The organism is Streptomyces sp. Y309 (genome assembly GCF_056712025.1).
This window is the reverse complement of record NZ_JBWYAE010000004.1, coordinates 314869-328343: the sequence shown is the minus strand read 5'-3', so window position 1 is coordinate 328343 and position 13475 is coordinate 314869. Positions and strand designations below refer to the sequence as shown.

Below are 13475 nucleotides of genomic sequence, written 5' to 3'. Positions count from 1 at the left end.
TCTGTGGGTCGGTTCGGCTGCTTGCGTCATCGGGCTGGATCAGCGCATATATGCAGACGGTGTTCGAACGGTCCGAACGTAACGCCGTTGTCTCTCTGACGATGGCGATCACCTGGATCGCGACGCCCTTGTCGTGCCGCTTGGTCAGCTCGGTGGCTCCGCGAGCGGGTCGCTGCCGGAGCCGGGAACAGTTCGACATGGGGTGGCTATCAGGCGAGATCACTTCCGTCGTACTCAGCAGCGTCCGCAGTCGGGGTGGGAATAACGAAGGAAGGCCAGGCGGAGGTGCCGGGCGGTAGGGAGTGGCCCTCGCTGCGAAGAACGGGGCTCGTGTGCTCGTGGCCGGCGCCAGTCGATGCCGGTTCCACCAGCCAGGACGCGGCGCCGGCACCGAGGGCCAGGAAGGCGGCTGCATCCGGGAGTTGACCTCATGGCAGAACGCCCGGCAGGGCCGCCTCGAGTTCGCCGAAGGTCTTGAAGTGGACCCGCAGGGTTGACGTCCCTGGGCACCAGGTCCGCCACACGTCGAGGGTGATACCCAGGTCCGCCACACGTCGAGGGTGATACCCAGCCCACCACGGGACGACCCGAGGGCAACTGACGGCCCGTCGGCAGCTCACGCCACATCACCCGACATCAACTGGGCTGGCCACGGTGAACATCCGGCGCCATCTGCCACTGAAATCGCCCCGTGCTGCAACTGGTTGCAGTCCTTGAGGAGTCGAACGCCACCGGGGCAGGCCCTGCCAGGGTGACTCGGCGGCGCGCTTCCACACGATTGCGCCGACCAATCGAATCGAATGGCTTCCGCCACCGGTCATCGCTCTTCGGGGTCTGCCTCGGAAGCAGTGGCTCGATCCCTCCGGCATCAGCCAACAACGCAGCAGACCGACGATCTGATCCGAAACAAACGATCTAGCGGACGAATGCGTCAACATCAACAGCTAGAGCGGAAATCAATCAAGCATCACCCGTCCCAATCACCGCCCAGACCCGAAGACCAGTGCTGGAGATAGGGTCGGCGCCCCACCTCAAGGCGAGTGTGCTCACGATGCTCAGTCCGCGACCGCCCTCGCACAGATCCTCGTCGTTGCGCAGGAGTTCACCGAGCGAAACGTCCGGCCGAGGGCCACAGTCGCGTACCGCGATGTAAACCTCGTGGAGGGACGATTCGATCTCGAGATGGATGCACATCGAGCGGGTGTGCTGCACTGCATTTGCCGTTAACTCGGAGACCACCTGCACCGCGTTTTCGATGCACTCAGGAGGCATCCGCCAGGATTCCAGGCCGTGTCGGACGTAACGGCGGGCTAGAGCTGGCGTGGTGATGTCTCCGCCGAGTACGTGCACCTGCCGTAATGGATCCGTCTGCTCCCGATCCTCTGGGGCAGTAAGTGGGAGCACCGTCGCCTCAAGGTGACAACTGTCCAAGACCCGGACCACATCATCCCTGGCGCAGATCGATACGTCCTGCGGCACCATCTTGCTAGGCATCCGGGTTCCCTCCCGGTCGGCATGACGCAGCGCGTACGACACAAAATCACCTACAGTTACGCCGCGACCACAAACTGTGAGTGTCCCCACAGGATGCCACTCCACCAGTTGCCAAGGAAGCAATAACCGCTGGTTTCTGACTAGAGTTCGCTTCGAACTCTAGTCCACAGGAAGGAAGTGGCGAATATTCACGGAAAAGCATCATTCTTCGGTGCTCACGTGGAGGATCCTCACATCAGCGGAACGCACCTTCATCCCGCGATGGAACTCCGAGCCCCATCACAGCGAGGAAGCCAATGGCTTCCGAACTGGCAAGACCCTCATGATTGCGCCAATTACCTAGAGGCAGATGAGAACGACGCCATCGGACCACCGATGACGAGACGATGCGAGATCTACGAACCTTGAACTCGTGTTGTCGTGTGGACTGACAAGGTGGTGGCCTGACCGGGGAATGGGCGGGAGCTTCGTGAGGACGTCTGTATGGCAGCCGTCGGGCGGTTGGCCCAGGGCACTAATCGCGAGGGAGCTGCGGATGATTGTACGGTCGGTGCAGCGGCGGCGCCGAGCCCGGGAGAAGGAAGGCGGGGTGCCCTGCTGCCAACAGCTTTTGAGATTTTCAAGTGGGGTGGAAGACGGATATCCGAGCCGATGTACACATTCTGTGGGTCTTGCAAGATTGCCGTGACCGCGGTGTGTATCGGGCTGGTGTGCCCGCCCCTAAAGCAGGTGCTGGCCGAGCAAGTGAGTGTGGACAACGGGGTGTTGCGCATCGCGGCACATACCCGTGACGAGATCGTGTTGCCATGGCCGGATGCGGGGCGGATTCTGCTCGGGTCCACAGTTGTTACTAACGGCGCCTCGCGGATGCCGGAGTCGCGACAGACCGGTCGTCATCGGAGCCGAGATCATCTGCCGTGGCCTCACCAACTCCTCCGGAGACGAGGGCCGTCGGGGTACTCCGCAGGCCCGGCAATGCGCCAACCGCTACCACCCGCTGGCCTGAGGTATCCGGGAGTGGCATGCCCCATGCATGCCCGCATGGGCCAGGACGTTCAACCCCACCGGAATCATGTGCAAGCTGCGCCTGGGGCCCCGAAGTCGGTCCGCAGGTTCATGCAGGTTTATGCAGGCCGCCAACGCCGACGAACTCCTGAACCGCGGCGACCAGCCACAGCGGCATCCTCGACGAGCGCGCCGACTACCTGGCCCACGTTCATGCCGAAGGATGCACCTGGTGCCCACGTCCTGCACGCCGAACTGGTCGCCCGCGGCGACACAGGCGACACAGGCGACACAGGCGACACAGGCGACACAGGCGACACGCAAACTGTCCGCCGTTTCGTCCAGCGCATGCGCGAGCTCGGGCCCCGCCATCCAACAACTTCGCCCCAAACCACGGACGGGAGCCAACCTGATCCTCACCCGCCCCGAAGCGCTCTCCGAGCAAGAGGGGCCCCTGCCCAAGGCCCCCAGCACCCGGTGCCCCGACCTGAACCTCCTGCAGGCCCTAGTTCGCAGACAAGCTCCGCGAGTGTGGTGGCAACGGGCGCCGGGCTGCACCCATTTGATGTGCCGAACGCCAAATAGCACACGGCGATGTCCAAGCGAGCCTCGGCGGCTAGGGCAGCGAGCACGGTCTGCCAGGCGCGGCACGGATGGAGGCCACTGCAAAACTCGACGGTGTCGTGTTCAACGCCGACGCTGAACCTGCTGATTTGGCCGCCGTGTTGTAGGTTCCTTATGGCATTACCTTGAGCCGGAAGGCGGGAAGCAACACTTTGTTCCTCTGCGCGCTTTAACGAGCTCGGGGGATGCATGATGAAATCCAAGCGACACACCGTCCAGTGACCGTGAGCTGTGCCTGATTCTCTGGTTGCATGGTGTTGTCCATAGAGGCGGTGGCGCCCGTTCCTATATGGACCTGTCCCGGCCGGAGGATTGTCGATCGTCATCCACGTGGCTCCCCCCCGTTGGTCACACGCGCTGGCCGTCACTACGGTCATGCTTGGCGGTTGCCGTCAGCCGGCCGGGACAGTCTCTTCTTCCACTCTGCAGGTGCCGTGCTGCTGCCGCGTCCCAGCCAGTCGACCAACCTGGAAGTCGGGCTCAGTCCTCTAGGAAATCGCATCGATCACCTGCCCGTTATCCAGCCGCCAGCACTGAACTGCCGCGAGTTTCGTAGCGTCCAGTCTGTAGTTTCGGGTGATGTTCGGGGCCGCCTGTGATCGGTAGTGCAGGGCGAGGCCTGGAATTCCTCGGGCAAGTGCGGTACACGTGAGGTCGGCGACCCATAGCCGGTTCGGCAGGCTCGCGGTGAAGCGCCAGCCGACCAATCGGGTGGCCTGGGTACGGACGGCTCGGGGATCGTGGTGCGGCGTCGCTGTCCGCGGATGACACCTTGCAGGCTGTCTTCGCGCATGAGGCGCTGGGAACGTCGACGAGGGGCGCTGCCACGTCTGCCGGCCGCGCTGCCACAGGCTGCAGAGGCCGCCTTGTCTTGGCCGTCGACGTCAACAACTGGCTCCGTTCGGACGCGCCATGCACCGGTCCATGAGGCCTGGACCCGTGTGCCCGCCTCCCCGGTCCTGGGCTGAGGGAGACACCGGAGGCGGGCAGCCGACTCAGACACGTTGAAACAGCGCGGCAGCGCCCACCACGAACCGCCATCACCAGCATGTTGATGACCGCGGCGAACAGCGTCTCATCAAGCGCACTCGCTGTCCCGACGCCCTGTGCCCGCACCCGTTGCTGTGGGAACAGCGGCTTGGCGCTTTCACAGCCCGTCCAGCGATCCAACCCCGTGCTCCCGCCCCACCCCGCCCGACATCCACCTCAGATGATGCCAAGGGCGATGCGGCCGCCTACGGCTCTGCCCATCTACCGTCCGGCGTATAGGCGTTGTAGAGCCGGTCCGGCAGTGGCTTGTCCTCGCGCAGGGCCTTGAAGAGCGCCTTGCCCTGCCTCGCCACCATCCGGTATCGCCCCCGGTAGTCGGGATGCTCCACGCTGGGTACCGTCACCAGGCGCATTGCGTCCTCCGGGATGTTCCATGCGCTTGTCACCGCGTACAGCTCACTGAGCGAGTCGAGCCCGCTGTCCGTGGTAAGCGAGGCGGTAATCCCCTCCAGGAGCTGATACAGCCGAGGTGGACTTCTCAGTGTGCCCGCCTCCCGAACGCTGGCGATCAGATCTCTTACAAACTGCTTCTGCCGCTCGACCCGCTGCAGATCACTGCCGTCACGGACGCCCAGGCGTGTGCGGACGAACGCCAGCGACTCAGGGCCGTCGAGCCGCTTCTCACCGGGCTCGATCGTGATGCGGGTTTCCGGGTCGTAGACCCGCATCGGCACATCCACCACCACACCACCGACAGCGTTCACGACTTTCTTGAAGCCGGTGAAGTCAATGACGACATGGTGATCGACATGGACACCACTCAGGAGCTCGAAGGCGCGGATCGAGCAGGCTGCCCCGCCAAATTGGTATGCCCAGTTGAATTGCGCATACTGGGCACGGCTCCGCGTGCCGTCGGGCCTCAGGCATCTGGGGATGTCCACCATGAGGTCGCGCGGCACGCTGGTCATCGAAGCGCTGCGGCGGTCGGCGGACACATGCAGCAGCATCGCTGTGTCAGCCCGCGTGGAGCCCCAGTTCGCCTCGCTGTCGGTGCCGAGCAGCAGGATGTTCTTCGCCTGGCTCGCCACCTTGTGAGGGCGGGAGCCGTGGTCGGCGCCCAGGGCGCGGTCGGTTTCCTCGTCGGTACGGATGCTGTCGAGCCGTGCATAGAGGAGCACACCGGCACCGACCGTGAGGACCAGGAACAGCGCCGCGCCAAGACCGGCCAGGCGCAACAGGGTGCGGCCGCGTCCGGCACGTACCCGCTGTTCGGCTGCCGCGCGTTCTTCGGTGGGTCTGTCATCCGTGGTCATGGACGAGTTCCTCCGTTCCCTGGGCGAATCTGGCGGCCATCGACTCCACCGTGTAGCGCATCACGTCGTTCCTGCACGCGCGGCGTAGGCAGGCAAGTACTCGAGGACGGGCGAGCAGTGCGGCGACAGCCGCGGCGTACGCATCGGGCTCGTCGGCCGTCGTCACCACGGCGTTACGACCGTCCTCCAAGTAGTCGAACTCCGGCCCGTGGAAGGGCCAGTCGGTCGTGACCAGTGGCGTCCTGAGCGCGAACGAGTCCACCGCGCACAGCCCCACCGCACCCGGCACGAGCATCACATCGGACACCGCACCCAGCTGCGCCTTGTCCTGGTCGTCAGCGGGCCCGGTGTAGACGACGGCCCCGGTCTCCCGCTCGGCGGCCCGTACCAGGTCCCGCTGACTGCCATCGCCCGCGATCAGCAGCCGGAACCCAGAGACACGGCGGGCGAGGCATACAGCGGCAGCCAGAAGGAAGGGAATCCGCTTGAGTTCGTCGATCCCGCCGATGTACAGACCGGTTCGTCCGGGCGTCAGCCCGTACCGCGCGCGCAGTTCCTCGACCTCCTGCCCCGTGACCGCATTCCTGGCAGTGGCCAGCGCCGTGGTGTCCAATGCGTTCTGCACGACGGTGACACGCTCCGGGGGAAGGCCGGCTCTGATCGCGTACGTGCCTCCGGCCTCTGTGTACGCGAAGAACCAGTCGGCCTGGCGGGTCAGCGCTGCCTTGGCCCACTGTTCGGCACGGCCGTGCGCCGAGACATGAGTCCTGCCGTGCCCCCACAACGCGATCCTGGTGGGGCGCCGGGCGAGGAGGGGGTAGAGGTGTAGGTGGTGTAGGGACTGCGGTAAAACCAACGCGTCGCTGACGTGGGCGAGTTCACCCAGCCTCTGCCAGACGAGCTCGCGCCCTGCGAACCGTACTGATCGCTGCGGCAGTTCCACCGCCTCGGGCAGGTGCACGGCGTCACCGCGCCCAGCGGAGCGCCTGATCGGGCTCCCGTGAGCGACGGTCAAAAGGATGTCGCGGGCAAGGAGCTCACTGCGGAGAAGGCGGAGGAAGGGGACGCGGTATGCGGTGAGATAGGGCAGCACGAGGGTGACGTGGCGGGTGAAATGCGTGCCCGTGCCGCTCATGGCACCGCTCCTGACACCTCGGCCGCCTCGGCCGGAGTGGGCATGCTGCCCCGGCAGCGGGACATGTGCACACGCTCCATTCGGCGGGCCCAGACCGCCTCGGTGTACGCGCGCTCATACGCCCCTCGGCAGCGCATCCGCCGCGGAACCGTGGCGACCGGCCCATGTGAGCGCCAGGGCGGTCGCCCTTGCCCCCGCAGCAGCTGTGGCGCAGCCCCACCTACTCTCGCCATCGAGGCAGCGGGTGCAGATCTCACTGTCGCGGTAGGCACTGTTCCCGCGCGCAGGGGACGGAAATTGTACAGGGTCGTCACGAGTGGGCCCGGCCAGTATCTGATCCAGGCGCGGCCGAAGTAGGGGGAAAGAGTTGTGTACATGCACGATGTCCGGTGTGAGGGCGCGCAGTTGGCGCAGAGGGGAGAGCGGCCGCATCCGGTGGCAACCGCTGCAGCGCCGTGCGTGCAGCGTGCATCGGGCGGCGCTGCGGTTTGTCAGCGCTGACGGAGTCGAGGTGCGCTTCGTGGCCCCCCGCCGCACCGCTTCCACCCGGTCGATTGAGACCATATTCTCGCCGGCCGGCGCGGACCCGTGGTAAAAGCTCGGCACCACCGCGAACCGCAAGGCGCGCTGAGGAGACCGAAGGCGGCGCGAAGATCGTACCAGGAAAGGGCGTTGTGTCGGGTTATCAGCCCGCCTCCTGCAAGAGCTGCCTCCTACTTTCCTGGAGGCCTCTGGTTTCCCAGCTTCCTGGCCTCCTTGAAGAGCACCAGGTCGCACTGGAGCATCTGGCCCGTACTCGGTTCGACGAAGCCTGGCACAATTGCCATCAGGCTGAGCTCGAGCTGCGCCTGGGCCAGTTCGAGTGCCTCGTTGAACAGTAGCCCGCCCTCATACAGAGGAACGAAGGAAGTCTCGGCCTGCAGCCCAGCGATCTTGGAGCTGAACTTGCCGGCCCCGCGCAGAACATGGGCCTCGTAACCCTGCACGTCCAGCTTCAGGAAGACCCGTTCGCCTGGTCGGGTGACCTGCTCCCACAGCTCGTCCAAGCGCCGCACTTCGGTTGCCTGCCGCCCGATGTACATGGCGTGCGGTGCCGCCTTACGATGGCGGGGCAGTATCGGGAGAAGGGAGCTGCTGGCGCCCGCGTTGGCTGCGACGTGCAGGACGTTGGTGCCCGAGGTGTCGCCGAGGGCATAAGGCAGGACCGTCCAAGAGGGGTCGGCCGCAGTGGTGCGGTGGAGTTCGGTGCGCGGCCCGGTGAGCGGTTCGAAGGAGACGATACGGCCGGGGAAACCGTTGCGGCGCAACATGGTGCCGTAGCCACCCTCGTGCGCGCCGACGTCGAGGACGGTGTCAATCTCGAACCGACGCAGTATCTGCACGAGTTGGGGTCCTTGCCAGGAGGCCGGATAGCGGCTGATGTCGATACCAAGGCGCTGGACGGCGCTGCGTACCCGGTGGAGGAGAGTCATCGGTGGGATCCTCCCGATGAGGTCGTTAGAGCGGCTGATACGAAGTACTTGACCAGGCCAGAACCCGCGGTGGACGGGACCGCAGACCTGAGCACGGCCCGGACGAAGCACGGATGCCCCCACAGAACCCGGCGCCAAAGGCGACGCGGCTCACTGCAGAGCCGGAACAGCCACTCCAGGCCGCTGCGCTGTATCCATGGCGGGGCCTGCGGCTTGTTTCCCGATACGAAGTCGAAAGCGGCTCCCACCGCGATGTGTACGGCAGGATACTCCGCGGCCATCCGGCTGGCCTCGTAATCCTGCTTGGGGGTGCCGAGGCCGAGCCAGACGATCTCGGCGCCGCTGTCTCGGATACGTGCAGTCTGCGATTGCCGTTCCTCGTAGGTGAGTTCACGGAACGGCGGCGCCTCGGCCCCGACGATGTGGGCCTTCGGGTATCGGTCCGCCAGCTCAGCGGTGAGCCGGTTGAGTACTTCGCGGGTAGCGCCGAGCAAATAGTGCCTCAGACCAACTGCCTGCCCGACGTTGACCACATTGAGGAACAGGTCGGGCCCGTAAACGCGTTCCTTCGGTAGGCGCTGCCCGCGGTGGACAATCCGGTTGGCCCACACCACCCCCTGCCCGTCGGGCAGATTGAGCACGGCCGTGGCCAGCTGCTGCTTCAGGAGCGGGTCGGTGTCGGCGAGCGCGAGAGTGTACGCATTGCAGAGGTGCACGTCGGCTGCGACACCGCTGATGGCGAGTCGCACCACGGTTGCGCTGGCCTCGGCAAGCGTTACGGCGGCCACCGGCACTCCAGCGCACCGCACGGTCGGCGCAACTGCGGTCGCTGGGAGATCCGGCAGGCAGGTCACCACATCGACTTCGGTGGGCACGCCGGCTGCACCCTCATTACTGCTCGGCCCAGCGCCGGCAGCGCCGATGTGCGGCGGAACGAATAGCGGCGGGTAGTTGGACGTGCGGCTGGGGTGTGGCAGGTTCGTTCCCTCCGCTTCGGAGTCCATGGTCATTGTTCTCCTCGTCAGGCTGCTGGTTGCCTGGGACTCTGTGCCCGGGCGGGAAAGTGAGGTTGCCGGGCACGGGACTCTTCTGGATACCCGGGGCGCTGCTGCGCCATACACCTGGATCTTGAGCAGTGTCCAGGTCATCAAGGACACCCCGGCCACCATGGGCAGTACCGCTTCGGCACCGAACACGCCCCGGTGGATGAGCGAGCCCGTGACGGAGCCGACGAGGGCGATCGCAGCGAGGACGAGCGCCGCGCCTGGAACCGTGAAGCCGAGTCGGTGCAGACGGTGGGCGATGTGGTCGGTACCGCCGATGAGGAGCGGCCGTCCGGCGCGCCACCGGGAGAGAAGCACCACGGTGGTGTCTGCAGTGACGACAACAGTCAGCGCGAACAGCCCCGCGGCGCTGGGCAACACGTCGTGCCCAGCGTGTACCAGCACCGCAGCCGAGGCGAGCAGGAAGCCGGTGAAGAGGGAGCCGCAGTCGCCGAGAAAGATCTTTGCCGGATGCCAGTTGTGGATCAGGAAACCGGTGAGAGCGGCGGCCAGCGAGCACATAACCAAGGCAAGGTCCGCGCGACCCGCGCCGATGGCACAGAGAAGCAGCCCGAGTGCGACAACCGCCCCGACTAGGCCCAGCACACCATCTGAATTGTCCAGCAGGTTGAAAGCGTTGGTGATGAAGACGATCCAGATAACGGCCAGTACACCAGCGGACAGGGAGAGGCCGCTGCTGTACACCACGGCACATGCCGCTCCTGCCTCGACGCCCAGCCGTGTCCAGGGGCCCAGTGGCCGCAGGTCGTCCACCAGACCCAGCAGGGTTACCAGGGCCGCTGCCACGAGCAGTACCCGAGTCCCGGGTGGCAGCGGCGCATCTCCAAAGGCACACATGAGGAGCGTTCCGGCGCCAACCGCTATACCACCGAGATGTGGAGTCGGTCTGGTGTGCGCCTTGCGGTCGGCCGGACGATCGAGGAGGCCAGTGCGATGGGCGAGCGTGCGCACAAGCGCAGTCAGTACCGCGGTAAGCAGCAGTGCAGCGATCGCGGCTGCTGCGGTCCCATGGAGCACGGTGATGTCCCGTCAGCTTTGGGAGTGGCCTGCGGTCGAAGCCGGGTTCCACACACCTTTGCGGGCACCGGGTAGGTTCCACCCGCCGTTGGCCGCACCGACGGTCCGCGCCTCTTCGATGGTGTCGTCAAGGATGTCGTCGAGTCCGTACCGTGGCCGCCAGCCGGTGAGTTCTCGCAGCCGGGTAGTGTCGGGGAGTCTGCGCTCCACTTCCTCAAAATCGCGGCCGTACACCTGCTCGTAGGGGACCAGCACAACAGGTGATCTGCTCTGAGCACGTTCCACGATCCGGGCGGCGAGCTCAGCGATCGATGTCTCCTGCCTAGTACCGACGTTGTACACCCCGCCGTTGGCGTCGGGGTGTACGAGTAGCTGCAGCAGCGCGTCGACGACATCGGCGATGTGAGCGAAGCACCGACGCTGACTTCCATCGCCGTACACGGTGAGTGGTTCACCCGCGACGGCCTGCCGGACCAGGCGCGGGACAACCATGCCGTGCTCCGGGCTCTGCCGCGGCCCGACCGTGTTGAAGAGCCGCACCACGGTCACCGGAAGGTTGTGTTCACGGTGATGGGCGAGCGCCAGGACCTCGTCAACCGCCTTGGCGGTGGAGTACGACCAGCGGGCCACGCTCGTCGCCCCCAACACCCGGTCGGAGTCCTCGGTGAGCAGGCCCGAGTTCTTTCCATAGATCTCCGATGTGGAGGCGAGCAGCATCCGGCACCTGTGGCGGTGGGCCGCGGCAATGACGTTCTCAGTGCCGCGCACATTCGTCGTGAAGGACTGCAAGGGCTGCTCAACGATGAGCCGGACACCGACTGCGGCCGCGAGGTGGACGACGGCATCGCAGTGCGCGGTCAGTTCGTCGACCAGAGCCGCATCAAGCACGGAGCCGTGGACGAAGCGGAAGCAGGTGTGCGATTGGACGGCCGCGAGATTTGCCCCGTCACCGGTGGAGAGATCGTCGAGTACAACGACTCTATTGCCCTGGGCCAGGAGTGCCTCAGTGAGATGCGAACCGATGAACCCGGCACCCCCCGTGACCAAGTAGGTGGCGGAGACAGCGGGCGCAGCAGGCCCAATGGGTTCCATGAACTGCCTGTTCTATTCCGGTATCAGAGTGAAGTGAGACGCGCCAGGGTTCGAGCCACCACCAAATTAGGACTCTATGCACCAATGTCTAGCGAAAGACACGATCAACGCCGTCTTCGTTTGATTGGTGACAGCCACATGGCATCAGCTACTCCTACCACCGCAGAGCACACCGTGGTGATCGGTCTCGGCTACGTCGGGTTACCACTGGCCGTCCGTGCAGCTGAGGTCGGCTTCCGGGTCACTGGTCTGGACACCGACAGACAACGGATCAAGCGCCTGTGCGCGGGCGACTCGTATGTGAACGACATTTCTCCGCAGCGGCTTCTCGCGGCCCTCGAAAGCGGCCGGCTCCGGGTGAGCAGCGACTACCGCGATGCCATGGCACTCGACGTTTGCGTGATCACCGTCCCCACACCGCTGCGCGGCGGGGCACCTGACCTCTCGCACATTGAGACTGCGGGCACTTTGGTGGCCCCCTTGCTGTGTCCCGGATCAACCGTGATCCTGGAGTCGACGACCTACCCTGGCACCACCAACGACGTCCTGCGTCCGCTGCTCGAGGAAGGCAGTGGGTTGCGCGCCGGGCAGGACTTCCACCTCGGCTACAGCCCGGAAAGGATCGACCCGGGCAACACGCGCTGGCGTCTGGAGAACACGCCGAAAGTCGTCTCTGGCATCGATGACGACTCGCGTACTGCCATCGTCGACTTCTACAACCGGATCGTGGAACACACCGTTCCGGTTTCCTCGCCGCGCACCGCCGAGCTGACCAAGCTCCTGGAGAACACTTTCCGGCAGGTCAACATCGCCCTCATCAACGAGCTCGCGATGTGCGCACGCCCCCTCGGCGTGGACATCTGGGAAGCGGTGTCGGCCGCAGCCACCAAACCGTTCGGGTTCATGCCCTTCTACCCAGGACCCGGTGTCGGCGGACACTGCCTGCCCGTCGACCCGGCGTATCTGTCCTGGCAAGTGCGGCAACAGCTGCAGCACGACGTGCGGTTCGTCTCGCTGGCTCAGGAGATCAACGCGCACATGCCTGAGCACGTGGTTGAACGGATCGAGGCGGGTATCCAGCGCAGCCTCGCAGGTGTGCAGGTACTGGTGCTTGGGCTCGCGTACAAGAAGAACACCGGGGACGTACGTGAATCTCCTGCCGTTGCGGTCACCGAACTACTTCTCGCACGCGGGGCGCGGGTGCGCGCCGTTGAACCGTATGCCGATCCCCGGCAGCTGCCGGGCCAGGTACTGTGCGTCGAGCTGACGGAGGAAGAGGTTGCAACGGCAGATGCCGTGGTGGTGTTGACCGACCACGACGCCTTCGACTACGCGCTGGTCGAGCGATGCGCGCCGTATGTTTTCGATACACGCGGCCGATGCGGCCGGGCAAAGCAGCTCGACCGGCTCTAAGACGCTCTTTGGGTTCACGCGTTTCTCAGCCCGGGCGTGGCGTTAGCTGACGTGCGACGGGCGTGGCCTCAGCTGTTGCTTCTGTTGGGCTAGGACCAAGAGCACACCGTTCGCGGCACGAGCACGCCGCACAGGACTCGGTCTTACCCGGGGCTCAACGGCCTGGGCCTGGCGAGAGATCGCCGTGCAGCGGGCTCGAACCACCAGCGCCACCTGGCGAGGGCGCCTTGGGCGGCTGCAATTCGTGGGCGCCGAGAGCGACCGGTCTGCTCAGAGACTTCAGCGCGCTGGACACACTTACTGATCTCGGTGCCTACGGACTACCACCGCCCGGAGGCTAAACCGGTGTCAGGACGGTGCCCGCTTCTCGTGAGGCCTCCAACGGCAAGGAGAGGTAAAGGCATCGTTCAACACCCACCTGATTGTCGCGACAGTGCGCCACTTTCGGTCAGGGCATCAGACGCCGGGAGGTGATCAAGCGCCTCATGGCTTACTACTCGGACTACTCCGGGAGGGACAGGATCCAGCCCGGAGCCGCTACGAGGGAATTAAGGCGCTCCACGGTGGCGCAGGTGATGCGATGCGGCCGAGCTAGAAGCCACCACCTCGGAGCCCCTCTGCCATGGTCTGCGCCACCATCACTCCTGCAGACGCGCGAGGCCCTACGGGTGAAGATTCTTTGGGATGCGGCGAGCCTGTGTGATTGAAGGGAGCTTTTCGGTGTTTAACGTGTAGCACTTTCTGTGAATCGGTGATGAAGGGTTCGTGGTGCTGGTGTTTTCTCGTAGCGTACGTAGTCGGCGTCCGCGCGGCCGGTTGATGAGGGTGGCCGTGGGTGTCTTAGCGACGCTGGGGT

Annotated in this window: 7 protein-coding genes; 1 reads left to right on the top strand and 6 read right to left on the bottom strand. The window is 65.2% G+C overall.

Annotated elements, in window-relative coordinates:
- Positions 1-960: 960 nt before the first annotated feature.
- From AC0KTA_RS41685 to AC0KTA_RS41660, 6 genes are all read right to left on the bottom strand, one after another.
- Positions 961-1494 carry an ATP-binding protein gene (locus tag AC0KTA_RS41685; protein ID WP_481057143.1) on the bottom strand — a complete coding sequence of 178 codons (534 nt, stop codon included), beginning with the start codon at positions 1492-1494 and terminating at the stop codon, positions 961-963.
- A 2864-nt stretch (positions 1495-4358) separates the two neighbouring features.
- Positions 4359-5426 (bottom strand): LCP family protein, encoded by a 1068-nt coding sequence (locus AC0KTA_RS41680; RefSeq protein WP_481057142.1) that lies wholly within the window; start codon positions 5424-5426, stop codon positions 4359-4361.
- Entirely contained in the window at positions 5413-6561 is a 1149-nt protein-coding gene (locus AC0KTA_RS41675; protein WP_481057141.1) for a glycosyltransferase, read from the bottom strand. The genes AC0KTA_RS41680 and AC0KTA_RS41675 overlap by 14 nt, the downstream gene beginning before the upstream one ends.
- Positions 6562-7274: 713 nt before the next feature.
- Positions 7275-8033: an FkbM family methyltransferase gene (locus AC0KTA_RS41670; RefSeq protein WP_481057140.1), complete on the bottom strand. Its 759-nt coding sequence runs from the start codon at positions 8031-8033 to the stop codon at positions 7275-7277.
- Positions 8030-9934, bottom strand: a complete 1905-nt coding sequence (locus tag AC0KTA_RS41665) for a WecB/TagA/CpsF family glycosyltransferase (protein WP_481057214.1) — start codon at positions 9932-9934, stop codon at positions 8030-8032. Before AC0KTA_RS41665 ends, AC0KTA_RS41670 begins: the two co-directional genes overlap by 4 nt.
- A gap of 192 nt (positions 9935-10126) precedes the next feature.
- Positions 10127-11206: an NAD-dependent epimerase/dehydratase family protein gene (locus AC0KTA_RS41660; RefSeq protein ID WP_481057139.1), complete on the bottom strand. Its 1080-nt coding sequence runs from the start codon at positions 11204-11206 to the stop codon at positions 10127-10129.
- A 138-nt stretch (positions 11207-11344) separates the two neighbouring features.
- Between AC0KTA_RS41660 and AC0KTA_RS41655 the strand changes: the two genes are divergently transcribed.
- Positions 11345-12619: a nucleotide sugar dehydrogenase gene (locus AC0KTA_RS41655; RefSeq protein WP_481057138.1), complete on the top strand. Its 1275-nt coding sequence runs from the start codon at positions 11345-11347 to the stop codon at positions 12617-12619.
- The last annotated feature ends 856 nt before the right edge of the window (positions 12620-13475 follow it).